Annotated in this window: 17 protein-coding genes and 1 other annotated feature; of the genes, 14 read left to right on the top strand and 3 right to left on the bottom strand. The window is 26.3% G+C overall.

The window, feature by feature from the left end; all coding sequences use genetic code 11:
- Window positions 1–77: 77 nt before the first annotated feature.
- On the top strand, window positions 78–932 hold the full coding sequence (locus ACFYH6_RS13970; protein WP_316344255.1) for a CorA family divalent cation transporter: 855 nt from the start codon (window positions 78–80) through the stop codon (window positions 930–932).
- 32 nt (window positions 933–964) lie between these two features.
- Here the strand turns inward: ACFYH6_RS13970 and alr are convergent, their stop codons facing one another.
- Window positions 965–2,122: an alanine racemase gene (gene alr, locus ACFYH6_RS13965; protein WP_416178324.1), complete on the bottom strand. Its 1,158-nt coding sequence runs from the start codon at window positions 2,120–2,122 to the stop codon at window positions 965–967.
- Window positions 2,123–2,242: 120 nt separating this feature from the next.
- On the opposite strand from alr, the gene ACFYH6_RS13960 reads away from it, so the two are divergent.
- The 10 genes from ACFYH6_RS13960 (at window position 2,243) to ACFYH6_RS13915 (ending at window position 11,305) form a co-directional block, all read left to right on the top strand.
- Window positions 2,243–3,637 (top strand): PLP-dependent aminotransferase family protein, encoded by a 1,395-nt coding sequence (locus tag ACFYH6_RS13960; RefSeq protein ID WP_416178325.1) that lies wholly within the window; start codon window positions 2,243–2,245, stop codon window positions 3,635–3,637.
- 48 nt (window positions 3,638–3,685) lie between these two features.
- Window positions 3,686–4,873, top strand: a complete 1,188-nt coding sequence (locus tag ACFYH6_RS13955; RefSeq protein WP_416178326.1) for a pentapeptide repeat-containing protein — start codon at window positions 3,686–3,688, stop codon at window positions 4,871–4,873.
- 388 nt (window positions 4,874–5,261) lie between these two features.
- The gene (locus ACFYH6_RS13950) at window positions 5,262–6,800 is read left to right on the top strand and encodes a glycine betaine ABC transporter substrate-binding protein (protein WP_416178327.1); all 1,539 of its coding nucleotides are present in this window, start codon (window positions 5,262–5,264) and stop codon (window positions 6,798–6,800) included.
- A gap of 11 nt (window positions 6,801–6,811) precedes the next feature.
- Complete coding sequence (locus ACFYH6_RS13945; protein ID WP_316344251.1) at window positions 6,812–7,570, top strand: ABC transporter ATP-binding protein; 759 nt, start codon at window positions 6,812–6,814, stop codon at window positions 7,568–7,570.
- Window positions 7,571–7,730: 160 nt separating this feature from the next.
- Window positions 7,731–8,225 carry a DUF2975 domain-containing protein gene (locus tag ACFYH6_RS13940; protein ID WP_416178328.1) on the top strand — a complete coding sequence of 165 codons (495 nt, stop codon included), beginning with the start codon at window positions 7,731–7,733 and terminating at the stop codon, window positions 8,223–8,225.
- Between the two features lie 13 nt (window positions 8,226–8,238).
- Window positions 8,239–8,445 carry a helix-turn-helix transcriptional regulator gene (locus tag ACFYH6_RS13935; RefSeq protein ID WP_316344249.1) on the top strand — a complete coding sequence of 69 codons (207 nt, stop codon included), beginning with the start codon at window positions 8,239–8,241 and terminating at the stop codon, window positions 8,443–8,445.
- Between the two features lie 16 nt (window positions 8,446–8,461).
- On the top strand, window positions 8,462–10,315 hold the full coding sequence (locus ACFYH6_RS13930) for a DUF4153 domain-containing protein (RefSeq protein ID WP_416178329.1): 1,854 nt from the start codon (window positions 8,462–8,464) through the stop codon (window positions 10,313–10,315).
- Between the two features lie 26 nt (window positions 10,316–10,341).
- Complete coding sequence (locus ACFYH6_RS13925) at window positions 10,342–10,668, top strand: hypothetical protein (RefSeq protein ID WP_416246464.1); 327 nt, start codon at window positions 10,342–10,344, stop codon at window positions 10,666–10,668.
- Between the two features lie 7 nt (window positions 10,669–10,675).
- Window positions 10,676–11,053, top strand: a complete 378-nt coding sequence (locus tag ACFYH6_RS13920; RefSeq protein WP_416178330.1) for a hypothetical protein — start codon at window positions 10,676–10,678, stop codon at window positions 11,051–11,053.
- A 24-nt stretch (window positions 11,054–11,077) separates the two neighbouring features.
- A complete protein-coding gene (locus ACFYH6_RS13915; RefSeq protein ID WP_416178331.1) occupies window positions 11,078–11,305 on the top strand; it encodes a hypothetical protein in 228 nt (75 codons plus the stop codon).
- A 146-nt stretch (window positions 11,306–11,451) separates the two neighbouring features.
- Here ACFYH6_RS13915 and ACFYH6_RS13910 read toward each other — a convergent pair whose 3' ends face one another.
- Window positions 11,452–12,660, bottom strand: a complete 1,209-nt coding sequence (locus ACFYH6_RS13910; RefSeq protein ID WP_416178332.1) for a glycoside hydrolase family 3 protein — start codon at window positions 12,658–12,660, stop codon at window positions 11,452–11,454.
- 230 nt (window positions 12,661–12,890) lie between these two features.
- Here ACFYH6_RS13910 and ACFYH6_RS13905 point away from each other — a divergent pair, with 230 nt between their 5' ends.
- The 3 genes from ACFYH6_RS13905 to ACFYH6_RS13895 all read left to right on the top strand — a co-directional run bounded on the left by ACFYH6_RS13905 (window position 12,891) and on the right by ACFYH6_RS13895 (window position 15,635).
- Window positions 12,891–13,073, top strand: coding sequence for a hypothetical protein (locus tag ACFYH6_RS13905; RefSeq protein ID WP_416178333.1), 183 nt, complete (start codon window positions 12,891–12,893; stop codon window positions 13,071–13,073).
- Between the two features lie 80 nt (window positions 13,074–13,153).
- Window positions 13,154–13,385 (top strand) — a binding site (T-box leader).
- Window positions 13,386–13,445: 60 nt separating this feature from the next.
- The gene (gene gltX, locus ACFYH6_RS13900; protein ID WP_416178334.1) at window positions 13,446–15,107 is read left to right on the top strand and encodes a glutamate--tRNA ligase; all 1,662 of its coding nucleotides are present in this window, start codon (window positions 13,446–13,448) and stop codon (window positions 15,105–15,107) included.
- A gap of 348 nt (window positions 15,108–15,455) precedes the next feature.
- Entirely contained in the window at window positions 15,456–15,635 is a 180-nt protein-coding gene (locus ACFYH6_RS13895) for a MarR family transcriptional regulator (protein ID WP_291629974.1), read from the top strand.
- Between the two features lie 369 nt (window positions 15,636–16,004).
- Here the strand turns inward: ACFYH6_RS13895 and ACFYH6_RS13890 are convergent, their stop codons facing one another.
- Window positions 16,005–16,127 (bottom strand): hypothetical protein, encoded by a 123-nt coding sequence (locus ACFYH6_RS13890; protein ID WP_316344332.1) that lies wholly within the window; start codon window positions 16,125–16,127, stop codon window positions 16,005–16,007.
- Window positions 16,128–16,354: the final 227 nt, after the last annotated feature.

The raw sequence follows: 16,354 nt of genomic DNA, 5'->3' as shown, positions 1-16,354 counted from the left end.
ATTTTTATTGTACATTGTATAGTAATATTTTATTGTATATAATATAAAAAAATAAGAAATAAATGAGGTGAGAATATATGAAAGCTTTTATTTTATCTAATGGAGATATTATTACTAATGAAGACCATAATGAAAACTTATCAGATGTGGTTGGATACATATGTGAATCACATAATAAAAAGAAGATTGATGAAAAGGGAATAATAAATGTTCATAAGGAAGTGGTAATTGAAAATAAAAATAAGATTTCTTTGAAAATACCAATTTTATCTGGGAAAGAAAAAATATTTATTGAAGGTACAATAGAGAAAGATAAATTTACTTTAAATTATTATAGCGAGGATTTTATCAATTTTTTAAAAGAAAAGATGTCCTTAAATAATAAAGCAAATAAGTATATGATTTGCTTATTTTTATTTCAGTATTTGGCCTATTCATATAATGAAGAATTATTAAGAATAGAACAAAAAGTGGACAACTTATTTCAAAGAGCAGTTAATTATGGAGAAACTAATAATAAAGAAATATTAAAGGTAAAAAAATCAGTATCTTTAATAAAGAGATTTATTACTAGTTATAAGTTTATCATAACTTATTTAGATGATGAATTTAGTAATTTAGATTTATTTGATAAAGTCTTATTAGTTTTAGATACTACCTTAGGATTAGTAGAGAATATTGAATCATCTGTTTTTTCCTGCCTAGATATTTTTAATTCTGAACTTTCAAACAAGATGAATAAAACTATGCAATTACTTACTATAATTACTGTTTTACCATTACCATTAAATATAATATCAGGTATATTTGGAATGAATTTTTTGACTATGCCATTAATAAAAAGTGAAAATGGATTTACAATTTCTATGGGTATTACTTTAATATTAATATTAATACAAATTATTTATTTTAGAAAAAAGAAGTACTTATAATGGTAAAAGACACCTAATGTAAATAAAAAAATTTACATTAGGTATCTTATACCTAGTACTTCATTATCTTTAATATATACTCTAGGAGCTCTTCTTCCTATTAAACAAAGAACTTCATAACTAATTGTATTTAATATATTAGCCATATCTTCAGCATCAAACTTTACTTCACCGTCACTACCTAGAAGTATAACCTCATCTCCTGATTTTACATTTTCTATATCTGTTACATCCACCATAAATTGATCCATGCAGACATTTCCTATAATAGGAGCTAGTTTACCTTTTATTATTACACTTCCTTTATTAGAAAGCCCTCTAGAATAACCATCAGCATAGCCAACTGGTAAAGTAGCTATTAAGGTTTTTTTACTTGTTTTATAAGTTTTTCCATATCCTATATATTCATTTTCTTCTACTTCTTTAATATGAACTATCCTAGTTTTCCAAGTTAATACTGTCTTTATATTAATATTATTTTTATTAACTTCATCAGAAGGATAATAACCATATTGTATTATTCCAGGTCTAACATAATCATAATGACTTTCAGGAATATCAATTATTGCAGCACTATTAGAAAGATTCCTTTTACTAATATTAACTCCTTTTTCTTTTAGTTTAGCTATTATCGAATTATATATATCAATTTGGCTATTAGAATAGCTTTTATCAATAGAATCAGCTGTAGAAAAGTGAGAAAAAATACTATCTATCTTTAAGTTACTTAAATTAGAAATAACTACTATATCATCTATATCTTTTGAAGTATCTTTAAATCCTATTCTACCCATTCCTGAATCTAAAGCTATATGGATATTTATTGTTTTATTCTTTTTTCTTGCAGCTTCATTAAGATTTTTTGCAAAATGAAGAGTTGAAACTGTAGGTTCAACATTATAATCAATTAATTGATCAATAGCATAATCTTCACTGATTCCAAGAAGCATAATTGGAGCATCAATATCATTTTCTCTAAGCTCTATTGCTTCTACAATATTAGCTACAGCTAGTTTTTTTATATTGCAGCTTAGTAAAGCCTTAGATACTTCCACAGCACCATGACCATAAGCATTAGCCTTTACTACTCCTATTATTTCACTTTTATTAGATTTTTTACTTATTTCATCTATATTATTTATTAAATTATTCAAATTAATTTCTGCCCAAATTGGATGTAATAAATTCATAATAAAACTCCTTACTATAATTGACATATTATTAATACCACTGATAATATTATATACATAAACTGAAACTTTGATAAGTACCAGTTTTGATAAATTTAATGAGGTCAGATAGGAGATAAAATGGATAGTTTAACTATAAACTTAAATAATAATAGTAATATTCCTTTATATATACAATTGTATGATTTTATAAAGGATGAAATCCAGACTGGCAAAATGGTATCTAATAGTAAACTGCCTTCCAAAAGAAAACTATCTAAGTATTTAGAGATTAGTCAAAATACAGTAGAATCAGCTTATGACCAACTAATAACAGAAGGTTATATAATATCTTTGCCTAGAAAAGGATACTATGTTTCTGAACTTCAAGAAGTAATAAATATTAAAAGTAAAAAAGAATATATTAATGAAAAATCAAGTAAGAAAAAGCCTTATAAATATGAATTTTATTCAAGTAGAGTTGATATTGAGGGCTTTCCATATACAATATGGAGAAGGATATATAAAGAAGTATTAACAGAAGATAATAATGAACTATTACAAATTGGCCACTCTCAAGGAGATAGAAATTTAAGGAAAGCTATAAATAATTACTTAAGATTCTCTAGAGGAGTTAACTCCAATATAGATAACATAATAATAGGAGCTGGAACTGAATATTTAATTCAAATAATTATAAACATATTAGGAAGGAATAAGAGGTTTTCAGTAGAAGAACCTGGTTATTACAAAATTAAGAAGATACTAAAAATAAATGGAGTTAATCCAATTCCTATACCAATAGATAATCAAGGAGTTAATGTAGATAGATTAAGGGAAAGTAATTCAGAAGTAATACATATTACTCCATCTCACCAATTTCCTACAGGAATAATTATGCCTATTAATAGAAGAATTCAAATTTTAAATTGGGCTAATGAAAGTAAAGAAAGATATATAATAGAAGATGATTATGATAGTGAATTTAGATTTGAAGGGAAACCAATACCAGCATTACAGAGTCTAGATAACAAAGGTAAGGTTATTTATTTAGGTACATTTTCAAAGTGCTTTTCACCTTCTGAAAGAATAGCGTATATGGTTTTACCAGATGAACTTATGAAAATATATAGAAAAGATTTTAGCTTCTTAGCTTGTACTGTATCTAGAAGTGCTCAACAAGCTTTAGTGAGATTTATAGAAGAGGGATACTTTGAAAGACATTTAAATAAGATGAGAAATATATATAGAAAAAAGAGAGAGTATTTAGTTTCTTTAATAAAGATGCATCTTAAAAACACAGAGATTATAGGAACTAATTCTGGACTACACTTATTATTAAAGGTGAATAATGGAATGGATGAAAAAGAACTTATTAAAGCTGCAGAAGAAAAAGGTGTAATGATATTAGGGTTATCAAAATCATATTTTAAGGATGTTGAAGAAAGTAAAACTGTATTTTTAGGTTATGCTAATTTAAAATACAATGAAATAGAAGAAGCAATAAAATTATTAAAGGAAGCATGGAATTTATAATGAATTTTTGGGGAAAATATAGGTATTAAAAATCTAAGGAGAAAGATTATGGCCTATATTAACTTTAAAGAAGAAATTGCTGCAGCAAAAACTCAATTAAAAAAACGAATTAATAATAATCTAAGGGTATTTGAAAAATTATCAAATAGTAAAGATGTATACAGTGAATATAACCCAAATGAAAGATATAGTTTTAAGGAGCATAATAATTTAGTTATAGGTGGAGGACATCCTAAAAAAGAAGATGAATTTCAAGAAATTAAGGATGCTGATATTATCTGTGCTAAGTTTATAAAATGTAGATTTTCAAATATAAAGTTTACAAATTGCAAATTTATTGGCTGTTATTTTGAAGAATGTGAACTAATGGGTGGAGGAGTGGTTTTTCAGGATTGTATTTTTTTAAAGCAGGATAAAGAAGATACACCTAATTTAAATAAAGAAGATAATTTTTCCTGTGAATTTAATCATTGTAACATATATGCAAAGTTTATCAATTGCACTTTAGAATTCATTATTTTTAATAAGTGTATTTTAAAAAATACTAATTTTGAATTAAGTGATATGAGCAATGGAATTATATATGATTCAACATTAGAAATGATTATTATTTCTGATACTAATCTTTCAGGAACAAAAATTGTAAGTACCTATATTGAAGACTTAGAGTTTAGAGATAAATATAAAACAAAGCTAGATGAAAAAACCTTTATAGATAAGATAAAATTTAGAAAGAGAAATAGAGACGAATATGAGGGAATATATACAGTATATGAAAATATAGCTAATAAATTTAATGATAATAATTTGAAAAATAACTTTGGAGAATACTATTTTTTATGTAGAAAAGTTCAAAGAAAAACATTAAAACCTATGCCTAAAATTGCATCAACCCTTAGTCTCCTAAGCTGTGGATATGGAGAAAGACCTATGTATGCAGTTTATTTTTCATTATTTATAATAATATTATTTTCAATATTATATCTAATACTTGGAATGAAGGTAAATGAAGAAATAATAACTTATGATTCCGTAAATAAGTTTCATGGTTTAAGACAAATGCTAACAGACTATAATGAATCCTTAAATTTAAGTGTTGGTATGTTTGCTGGTGTTGGTCTTAATGAAGCACAACCATCTCCAAGATCTTATATGCTTAGTAATATAGAAATGCTAATTGGTGTGTTAATGATGGGAATTGGAATAGGAGCATTGGTAAAGAAAATAGTTAGATAGAGTGCTGCGCAAATGAAGAATGTAAAATGTAGAATGTAGAATTAAGGAGATAACTCAGGCAAGCTGAGTTAATGAAATAATTAAGCTTCTCTTTTGCTATGCGTAAAATCGAGATGAAAGAATTAAATAATGAAAATATTAAATAATTGAGCGCCTTTAAAGTTGGGGCGTTCTTTTGTTTTTTTATTATTAATATAATTTATGAAATTAGATACTTGGAATTGTGGACTTAACAAATTGGAATAAAAGGTATAAGATTATAAGAAAGGAAAATTTAAAAAATTAAAGAATAATTTCCTAATTAAGAAACGAGGTAGTATAGTGAATATAAAAATATATATTAGATTTGCAACTGATTATACAGTTGAGGAAAGGAGCGTAAATAAAGATGATTAAAGAGGTTATTTTTCAATTAGTTGATAAGAAAGAATTTTTTGTGAATCTTTTGCTTGAACATTTAGAGATATCAATTATATCAATAATTATTGCAACAATTTTAGGATTAATATTAGGTATTCTAATTAGTGAGTATGAAAAAAGTTCAAAGTTTGTGCTTGGAGTTATAAATTTCATTTATACAATTCCATCAATATCATTATTAGGATTTCTAATTCCATTTTCAGGTATAGGTAACACAACAGCAGTTATAGCCTTAAGTGTTTATGCTTTATTACCCATGGTACGTAATACATATACTGGAATAACTAATATAGATAAAAGAGTATTAGAAGCAGCTGAAGGAATGGGAAGTACTAATTTTCAAATGTTATATAAAATTAAGATTCCATTAGCAATGCCTGTTATAATGTCAGGATTACGTAGTATGGCAACAATGACTATTGCATTAGCTGGTATTTCTTCCTTTATAGGAGCAGGGGGACTTGGGGTTGCCATTTATAGAGGTATAACTACAAATAACGCTGCTTTGACTATAGCAGGAAGTTTACTTATAGCTATATTGGCAATAGTGGTAGATTTAGTTTTAAGTATAATAAGTAAGATTTCTAAGAAAAATATTAGAAAAAACAAAGGACTAAAAGTAGTGGCTATAGGAATATTAATTGTATTTATTACTTTTTTATTTGGTAAAGTATTTTATAGTAGAAAAGATACAAAAGTAATAAATATAGCAACTAAGCCTATGACTGAACAATACATTTTAGGATCAATTTTGAAACAAGTAATAGAAGATAAAACTGATTTAAGTGTGAATATAATCCAAGGTGTAGGAGGAGGAACATCCAATATTATGCCTGGAATGGAAAGTAAAGAATTTGATATGTATCCAGAGTATACTTCAACTGGATGGAACATGGTGCTAAAACATGAGGGCGTTTATGATGAATCAATGTATGAAGAATTAAAGAAAGAGTATTTAGAAAAGTATAATTTTACTTGGACTGGACACTTTGGATTTAATGATTCTTATGGATTAGCAGTTAAAAGAGAAATAGCTGAAAAGTATAATTTAAAAACATATTCTGATTTAGCAAAAGTACCTGATGAACTTACCTTTGGTGCTGAATATGATTTTTATGAAAGACCAGATGGATATGATAGCTTTGCTAAAACCTATGGATTTAATTTTAAGAAGACAGTTGATTTAGATATAGGTCTAAAGTATTCAGCAATAAATGAAGGGAAAGTTGATGTAATTAATATTTTTACAACAGATGGACAACTTTCTGTATCAGATGTTGTGGTTCTTGAAGATGATAAGCAGTTCTTCTCTTCTGCAATGGCTGTAATGGTAGTAAGAACAGAAGTATTAGATACCTATCCAGAATTAAATAATGTATTAAATACTTTAGATGGAATATTAGATGATAAAACCATGGCAAATCTTAATTATCAAGTTGAAACAGAAGGAAAATCTCCAGAGGATGTGGCTGAAGAATTTATTTTGGAAAAAGGAATTATAGAATAGGAGGTTATCATATGGAAGAGGTAATAAGATTTGAAAATATAAAGAAAAGTTATGGAGAAAAAACAATAATAAAAGATTTTAATCTATCTATTAATAAGGGGGAATTTCTAACTATAATTGGTAGTTCTGGATGTGGGAAAACCACTATATTAAAAATGATTAATGGATTAATAAAACCTGAAGAAGGAAAGATCTTTATTAAGAATAAAAATATAGAAGAGGAAGATATAATTAATCTTCGTAGAAATATAGGTTATTCTATTCAAGGAAGTGTATTATTTCCTCATATGACTGTAGAAGAAAACATAGCCTATGTTCCAAATTTATTAAATAAAAAAGATAGGGACAAGACTAAGAAGGCAGTTAGAAAATGGATGGATATAGTAGGATTAGATGAAGATATGCTAGAAAGGTATCCAGATGAGCTTTCAGGTGGACAACAACAAAGAGTTGGAATAGCTAGAGCTTTAGCTGCATCACCAGATATCCTTTTAATGGATGAACCTTTTGGAGCAATAGATGAAATTACAAGAGGGCAACTACAAGATGAAATTAGAAATATTCATAATAAAACTGGAATTACTATAGTATTTGTTACTCACAATATTTCAGAAGCAATTAATTTAGGAACTAAGGTTCTTGTAATGGATAGTGGTAAGATAGAGCAATATTCAGAACCAAAGGAAATATTAAATAATCCTGCAACTGATTTTGTAAAAGCTTTAGTATCTAGAGAGAAAAAAATATATAACCTTTCTGAAGGAAAATAATATGTAAATATGATAAAAGAAAAGCCATGGACTTTTATAGTTCTATGGCTTTTCTTTTTTAAAGATTTTTTATTAATAAAAAAATATCGTTTAACGATAAAAATATCTTGAAAAAGATTACTAGAGGTGCTAAGATATATTTAAAAGGTGGAGGTATTATATGGAAATGAACAATGAAAAAAAGTTATCTAGTGTATTATCAATTATTCTTAGTATTACAATTGTTTTTGGTATTATCCTTACAGGAATACTTTTTTACAATACTTTTATAGAAAAAGGTATAGAAGATGTAATAATTGACAAGGGACTAATAATATTATTACTAGTTGTAGGAATAAGTAGTTTATTTTATATAGTTTTTATGCTAAAAGGAATAATTAATACATTAATAAAGGGAGATCCCTTTGTTAGGTCTAATGCAATAGCTTTTAAAAAAATATCTGTAGCATGTTTAATAATATCAATATGTTATTTAATAAATTTATTTATAAATTCTAACTTTAAGGAATTTAAATTTATTTATGTAGATAATATGGGAATACATACTGATATGGAGGTATTTATATTTTTATTTGCAGCTGCCTTTATTTATATTCTAGCAAAGGTATTTGATAAAGCTGTATCTTTTAAAGAAGAAAATGATTTAACTATATGATAAGGAGAATAACATGGGAATAGTAGTAAATTTAGATGTTATGATGGCGAAGAGAAAAATTTCTTTAAATGAGTTAGCAGAAAGAGTTGGAATTACCAACGCAAATCTTTCTATATTGAAAAATAATAAGGCAAAGGCAATAAGATTTTCAACTTTAGAAGCTATTTGTAGAGAACTTAATTGTCAACCAGGAGATATATTGGAATATGTAGATGAATAAATATAGGAGGGATAATATGGTCAATGTAGTATCATTAGTTTTAATGAAGGAAGAAAAGTTACTTTTATTGAAGAGAAATACTAATAGATTACCAATAATAGTAATGCAAGATAATGAAACTCCAGAAAAGTGTGTTGAGAGATGGACTAAAGATAATGTAGAAGTAGGATTATCAAAGTTAATAAGACATGAGAAAAATTTTAAACTTAATAATTACAATGTTAGTTTAGTTTTTATAGATGTAACTAATAGTGAAGTTAAATTACTAAATGAGGATATAGTATTTGAAGATTGTAGGTTTATATATAACCTTAATAAATTTGAAGAAGAATTATTATCCAATGTGGTTAGAAAGTGCAATTTAATAAATTATAAATCCTTAGCAGTTGAATCATTATCTAAAGCTTATGGAATTAACACTAAACCTTATTTAAGTAATAAATTTATGGAATTAGAAAATGGAAGAATGAATAATAAGAAAGCTTTAAATCTTATTGTTTTATCGCTACTTGTAGGAGCTTTATTTTCAATATTTGCATTCAATTACTTAGGGATTTCAGTTCCAATTATAATTGTTTTAATGTGCATTTTATTTATAAATATTGTAGGTATTAAAAATAAGAGTGTTTTAGGATTCTTTTTTGTTATTTCAAGCATAATTCTTTCTATAACCTATGCTATATTTACAAATGAATTCTTTAGAACTTTAAATATAATTGCTATTCCAATTAGCCTATTCTCGGGATTTTTATTGTTAACTTATGATAACATACCATTTAAACTAGTTACATTTATAACTGCTTTCTTAGAATTAATAGTTGGGAAATCTATAGAAAATACTTCAAAGCTTTCAGTTGAAGTAAAAGAGAGATTTGGTAATTCCCATAAAGAAAATAGAAGTAAGTATTCAAAAAATATATTAAAAGGAATATTAATTTCTATACCTTTAGTTATAGTTTTATTAATGTTACTTTCAGGAGCAGATGAGGTATTCAGTTATTATTTATCTAATATTTGGGAGTATATTAATATAGAAAATGTTTTTGATTTCATTGTTAGAGTTATAGTAGCAGTAGCTGTGATGTTTTTAGTTTATGGATTAAATTATACATTATCATCTACTAAGGTTAAAAAAGTTAATAATAAAAGCCTTAAGAGGACTTTTAATTCCACTACAATAATTACAGTTTTAGTTTCAATTATTTTAGTATATTTAGTGTTTACAAAGATACAAGTTTCTTATTTATATTTAAATAAAGAACTGCCAGCAGGAGTTAGTTATTCACACTATGCAAGAAGCGGCTTCTTCCAATTGGTATTTTTAGTGGCAATAAATCTTATAATGATAATTTCCATTAAATTAAAAACCATTGTTAATACATCAAAAATAAATAATCTTTTAAATACTGTTTATAGCATAATTACAGTTTTAACTATAAATATGGGGATAGCTGCAATATATAAGATGAATTTATATATTGGAGAGTTTGGATATACAAGACTTAGAGTTTTAGTTCAATCCTTTACAGTGTTCTTATGTATATCACTTTTTTTCCTTCTTTTATTTATATGGAGAGAAAAGAATTTATTTAAGCCTATTGCTATAGTAGCTATGGCTATATATCTAGCTTTAAATTATGGTAATATAGATAATTTTATTGCAAAAGAAAATATTAAGCTTATAAATCAGAGGGAAGAAATAGACCTATGGTATATCTCAACTTTATCTTTAGATGCAAAGGATGCTATTGATGAAGGTAGAAGAAATGGATTAATAAGTAGCGAATATTATAATATGTGGGCAAATAAACGAGTTGCACCTGAACATTGGTATGAGTATAACTATTTTAATAATAAGGTATTAAAATAAGAAATATTATATGAAAGGAGAGTGGGATGATTATTTTACTTAATCCAGCTAGTTTAATACTTGGCTTAATTGCTTGGATACTTCCTATTATTAATATTACCCAATACAATAACTCAAAACATAGAAATTGGGTAGTATTTTCAGTAACAAGTTTAAGTCTGTGTTCTATTTCAATATTCTTTCAGATTATCTATAACAATCATTTAGTTAATATTTCAGATTGGTCTGCCCTTATGGATACTACCGATGCTTTAGTATTTATGACATTAATACTTATCAGTGTTACAATCACGTTAAACATTATTACTTTGGTTATATATAGAAATGAATATCACTGTAATAGAAAAGGATAAGAAATTTATGAAGGCTAAAATTACTATTAATTTTATAATTTTAACAATCCTTATATTAGGATTTATTGGAGGATGTTCTCAAAAAAAGGAGCCATATAATTTGGTTATTACTAATAGTAGTGGATATAGGTTTAAGAGTATTGGATTTTATGAGCAACATAGTTCAGGGGGAGTTTCTAATGCTGATAATAGTATTATAGAATATGGAGAAGAAATTAAATTGTATATTGAAAGTGATGAATTTACTCTGAAGGTTATTGATGAATATGATAATGAATATGTAAGTCAAAAGTTTAATATAGACTTTAAAAGTAATAAAAATAAAATTTATAGTATTTCAATCGAAAATGATTCTTCAAATAGTTTAGAATTTATTTTAAATTAAAGTTATATATAAGGGGAGAATTCAATGAGAAAAAAGATAATAGATTTAGTTATATTAATCTTAAGTCTAACTTCATTATTAATATCACTTAAAACCTTCTATAACTTAGCTATTTATGTAGATGAGGTTAATACATCGCCAAGTGTAGTTTTAGGTAGTGACTTTTGGTTATTAATGAATTGGATGAAATTTGGATTATTAGCATTGATTTCACTTTTGGCTGGAATAAATCTAATAAAGAAGGAAGAGTAATTTATAATATTATATTAATGTAAACTGAAAAAGGTCGGGCATATTGCACGACCTTTTTTGTTGTTATTTTACTGTGAATTTTATTGTAGAAAGTTTTTTTAAAACCTTAAAACCGAACTGCTTAAGAAGTACAGTATACTAAATATTTATATAATACCTAGACTTAATTTTAGTTTTAAAACTCTTAAAACTGCATTATCTATAACTTCTTCTTTTATATCTCCATTTTTTACAGCTTCAATTACAGTTGGAATTTGAATATTATAATCTGAAGAAATAATTAAATCATTTCCAGAGTTTACAGCAAAAATTACAGAATTAACTTCACCTATATATTCTTTAATTGCACTCATTTGTAAGTCATCAGTCATTATTACTCCATTAAAGCCTAAATCATTTCTAATAATATCATGAACAGATTTAGATAAAGAAGCCGGAAGGGTCTCATCTATTGAGCTAATAATATTATGAGATACTAAAATACTATCAGCACCTGCATCTATTCCAGCTTTAAAAGGAATAAAGTCATTATTAACAAAGCTCTCATAACTTCTATTATCAGTAGACATACCAGAATGGGTATCTAAGTTGCTACCATAGCCAGGAAAATGTTTTAAAGTAGAACCTATCTTATTTTCTTTCATAGTTTCAACTACAGTTTTTATATAAGTAGCTGTTTCTTCAGCATCTTTTCCAAAGGTTCTTGGATAAATATAGTCATTAGGGTTTGTTGAAATATCACAAACTGGTGCTAAGTTCATATTAATTCCAAGGGATTTCAGAAGAGTAGCTTTTTCTTTTGTATCATTAATAATTAGAGGATATCCTCCTTCATTATACAATTCTTGTGGTGAGTAAAATGGGACAGCTCTAAATTCAGGATACCAACTTAACCTGTTAACAATACCACCTTCCTCATCTATTGCAATAATCATATTGATTGATGAGCTTTCTTGATAAGATTTAATTTTAGATGATAAACTTTCTTTAGTTTCTCCTTGTATATTTTCGTCAAATAATATAAAACCACCGACTTTATAATTTTCTATATCCTCAAATGCAGTAACATTATTACATCTAATAAGAAACATTTGACCGATTTTTTCTTCTATTGTCATGGCTTCTAGAAGCTTTTTAGCTTTTTTTTCTATATTGTTGTCTATAACAATTTCTTTATCTGCTGAAGTAGATTCATCATTGCTTTCTTCATGATTGTTATTTTCATTAGAGCTATTTGATGAAGAATTTTTACCGTTATTGTTTTCAATATTAGCTCTATTTATAAATTTTCCTATTAGATAACCAGAAAAAAGTGAAATAACTATAATAAGTATTACTAATATAAATTTTTTCATAATATATCTCCAAACTAAATTTATTTGAATTTGTTATAAAATTCATTGATATTTCATTGCTTAACTTATTTTGGCAATGAGATATATAAGTAAATATAATCATATTATATAAATTTATACTAAGTTTATCAAATTATATAGATATTAATAAAATTTTGTTATTAATTTGAAACAAAGATACTAAGGTTCTTCTTAAAAAAGGAGTTAAGTTTAGCAATATAATAATCTTTATGAATGCTTGGTGTATAACTAAAATATCTACATTAATTTTTGAATTTTCTTCACTTGGATATAAATTTACTTTAGCAAGACTTTTAATTGATATACCTGGAGTAATAATAATGGGATATTTAGTTGAAGCTATAATGCCAAGAAATGAGTTGAATAGCCTTTATCTAGATAGTTTAGCGTAAGAATATATTATAAAATGAATAATATAAAATTATTTACAAATTATAAATGTATAGTTATAATGAGTATGACAAACTATAAATAATAAGCTATGAAAGAGAAAATTAGATAGATAATCATTTTACAGAGATTTAAGCAGGGGTGGAAGCTTAAAATTTGATGCTATTGAAGGAAGCTCTGGAGCTATAAACTGAAACTGCATTATTAAATTGCAAGTAAGTTTATGGGTTTCTCCCCTTAAAGAGATTGAGTGGATTAATTTTTAATTAATCAATTTAGGTGGTAACGCGGAAATATAGTCTTTCGTCCTAATATTTATAGGATGAAGGGCTTTTTTATTTATAAAAAAATTAAACTACGGAAGGAAGATAAATATGAGTTTAGAAAAATTAGCTGAATTAATATTCCCTAATATTGATAAAACACCAGAAGATTATATTGCAAAATATCCAAAAAGAAATTTAAAAGAAGGTGCTGTAGTTACAAGATATGCACCATCACCAACTGGATTTCAACACATTGGTGGAGTTTTTGCTGCTTTAATTAATGAAAGATTAGCAAGCCAAACAGGTGGAGTATTTTATTTAAGAATAGAAGATACTGACCAAAAAAGAGAAGTGCAAGGTGCTATAGAAGACACTATTGAAACTATGCATAACTTTGGTATGGACTTTAATGAAGGTATGACTGGAGATAATACTTCAAAGGGAGAATACGGTCCATATAGACAAAGTGAAAGAGCTGATATATACAGAGCTTTTGCTAAGGATTTAATTAAAAAAGGATTAGCTTATCCTGCTTTTGATACACCAGAAGAATTAGCAGAGCTAAGAGAAAAACAAACTGCTGCTAAAATAACTCCTGGATATTATGGAGAATATGCTAAGGATAGAAATTTAACTGTTGAAGAAGCTATGGAAAAGATAAATAATGGAGAGGCTTACATAATTAGATTTAAGTCACCTGGAAATATAGAAAATAGAGTAGAATTCCATGATTTAATAAAGGGTGACATAAGCTTCCCAGAAAATAATCAAGATATAGTTATTATAAAGGGAGATGGACTTCCAACTTATCACTTTGCTCATGCTATAGATGATGCATTAATGAGAACTACTCATGTTATAAGAGGAGAAGAATGGTTATCTTCATTACCAATACACGTACAATTATTTGATACATTAGGTTTAGAAAGACCAAACTATGCTCACATTCCAACAATAATGAAAAATGATAATGGTTCTAAGAGAAAATTATCTAAGAGAAAAGATGCAGAAGCTGCAGTTTCATACTATAAAGAAGTCGGATACCCTGTTCAATCAGTTGTTGAATATTTATTAAATATAATAAATTCTACTTTTGAAGATTGGAGAGCAGAAAATCCTACTGTAGATTATCATGAATTTGAAATAGCTTTAGATAAGATGAGTAAGTCAGGAGCATTATTTGATATAGTTAAATTAAATGATGTAAGTAAAGAAGTTATTTGTAAGATGAAAGCTGATAAGGTTTATGAATTATATACTGAATGGGCTAAGGATTTCGATAAAGAAATGTATGACTTAGTTACTGCAAATGAAAAGATGTCTAAGGAAATCTTCAATATAGATAAAGAAGGTCCAAAGCCAAGAAAAGATTTTGCTAAATGGGATGAAGTAAGAGGAAAAGTAGATTATTTCTTTGATGAATTATTTAATAAGGAAACAGCAGAAAATGTTGAACTTCCAAAGACTTTAAGCTTAGAAAATGCAAAAGAAATAATAAAAGTATATAAAGATAAATTTAACTTTAATTCAGGAAGTCAAGAAGCTTGGTTTGAAGAGTTAAAGGTAATTGGAGGAGAGCTTGGATATTGTGCAAATAGAAAAGAATACAAAGCAAATCCAGATGCCTTTAAGGGAATGATTTCTGATGTTGCTGGAGCTGTAAGAGCAGCTTTATCTCATAGAAGTAATACTCCAGATCTTTATACTATTATGCAAATATTAGGTGAAGATAAAGTAAGAGCTAGATTTGAAGCATTTTTAAATATATAAAATAAAGGTGCTGTTGCACAATGCAAAATGCATAATTGATAATGTATAATTAATGTAAAAACTACTGAAAGTAGTTTTAAAATCTAAGGGGCTATCGCATTAGCAGATAAAAATCTGTTAAAGATAGCTCCTTTATTTTTTTATTAAAAAGGAATTATGCACTAATTTTTAGCGTGATAGTACCTTATTTATTAATTTAAGAAATTAATAAAATAGTTACTTGAAAATTGGATATAATTATAGAATAGGAAAATAAAAGTCAGAAAATAAAAATTTTTATTTAATAGTTGAAATTAATATAGATTATTATGTAAAATTAATATGATATAATAAAAAGGAGATGAAAAAATGGAAAATTATAACGTTGTATTAGAATGTTTTGAAAAGAATGATGAGCCGATGAATGCTACTGCAGTTGCAGAAAAAACAGGCATAGATAAAAAAGAAGTATCTAAGGTAATGGATAAACTAAAAAAGGAAGAAAAGATTTATTCACCAAAAAGATGTTACTGGCAAATAAAAAAATAAGTAATAGGTAAGAATTAAGGTTGAAATTTCACTTGGGGTGAAATTTCTTTTTTTATTTACATTTTATTTTAAAGTGATATTGATATTGAACGATTAAAAAGGAGAATTGATCGCTCTTTGTAATTGCCAATAGTTTAACAAGACGAATTTAGAAAAAAATAAAAAGCTTTAGGTATATAAAACAATAGTTAATCGGTTATTAGTAATATATATATCTTTTTTTATCTTTAATATCTTTGATAAACTTTTCAGCAGTAGATCCTATATCAGAACATATTAGTACGTATGTTTATAAGCAACTACCACACATAAAGACACTAAAGTACAAAAAGCAGATTTACCAGTACCTTTTGAAACTACTCGCTCTAATTACTTTGGTATAGTATCGATTACAGATTCTTGTACATCTCTCCACATATCATGGTGAAGTTCAGCAATAGGAGATGGCACATTATCTGCTTTAGGTAGATATATATCTTGTAAAAAATACAAACAAAAAAACTCTAAACTTATTTGCCTAATTGTCATGCTAATCCATGCTATCCAAACAAATTTTTAGAGTTTTCTAAAATTCTTTTATCAGTTAATTCATCAGCTTTATATTCAGGAATACTTAAATCATTATAATATTTTTTTGAGTAGTGATAAAGCAACCATTTATTACTAGCTTCATCACTAGGGAATTCAAATTGTATATTAATACTTTATCACCTTTCTTT

Origin of the sequence: Clostridium sp. HCS.1, from assembly GCF_047900555.1 — a bacterium.
Lineage (GTDB): Bacteria > Bacillota > Clostridia > Clostridiales > Clostridiaceae > Clostridium.
The sequence above is the reverse complement of the archived record's forward strand: the minus strand, read 5'-3'. Positions and strand labels throughout refer to the sequence as shown.

Bases quoted from the DNA above. Each gene is read 5' to 3' on its own strand.
- gltX (WP_416178334.1), top strand. From the start codon at position 13,446: ATGAGTTTAGAAAAATTAGCTGAATTAATATTCCCTAATATTGATAAA.
- ACFYH6_RS13910 (WP_416178332.1), bottom strand. From the start codon at position 12,660: ATGAAAAAATTTATATTAGTAATACTTATTATAGTTATTTCACTTTTT.
- ACFYH6_RS13925 (WP_416246464.1), top strand. From the start codon at position 10,342: ATGATTATTTTACTTAATCCAGCTAGTTTAATACTTGGCTTAATTGCT.
- ACFYH6_RS13895 (WP_291629974.1), top strand. From the start codon at position 15,456: ATGGAAAATTATAACGTTGTATTAGAATGTTTTGAAAAGAATGATGAG.
- ACFYH6_RS13955 (WP_416178326.1), top strand. From the start codon at position 3,686: ATGGCCTATATTAACTTTAAAGAAGAAATTGCTGCAGCAAAAACTCAA.
- ACFYH6_RS13945 (WP_316344251.1), top strand. From the start codon at position 6,812: ATGGAAGAGGTAATAAGATTTGAAAATATAAAGAAAAGTTATGGAGAA.
- ACFYH6_RS13940 (WP_416178328.1), top strand. From the start codon at position 7,731: ATGGAAATGAACAATGAAAAAAAGTTATCTAGTGTATTATCAATTATT.
- alr (WP_416178324.1), bottom strand. From the start codon at position 2,122: ATGAATTTATTACATCCAATTTGGGCAGAAATTAATTTGAATAATTTA.
- ACFYH6_RS13905 (WP_416178333.1), top strand. From the start codon at position 12,891: ATGAATGCTTGGTGTATAACTAAAATATCTACATTAATTTTTGAATTT.
- ACFYH6_RS13920 (WP_416178330.1), top strand. From the start codon at position 10,676: ATGAAGGCTAAAATTACTATTAATTTTATAATTTTAACAATCCTTATA.
- ACFYH6_RS13950 (WP_416178327.1), top strand. From the start codon at position 5,262: ATGATTAAAGAGGTTATTTTTCAATTAGTTGATAAGAAAGAATTTTTT.
- ACFYH6_RS13960 (WP_416178325.1), top strand. From the start codon at position 2,243: ATGGATAGTTTAACTATAAACTTAAATAATAATAGTAATATTCCTTTA.
- ACFYH6_RS13915 (WP_416178331.1), top strand. From the start codon at position 11,078: ATGAGAAAAAAGATAATAGATTTAGTTATATTAATCTTAAGTCTAACT.
- ACFYH6_RS13970 (WP_316344255.1), top strand. From the start codon at position 78: ATGAAAGCTTTTATTTTATCTAATGGAGATATTATTACTAATGAAGAC.
- ACFYH6_RS13930 (WP_416178329.1), top strand. From the start codon at position 8,462: ATGGTCAATGTAGTATCATTAGTTTTAATGAAGGAAGAAAAGTTACTT.
- ACFYH6_RS13935 (WP_316344249.1), top strand. From the start codon at position 8,239: ATGGGAATAGTAGTAAATTTAGATGTTATGATGGCGAAGAGAAAAATT.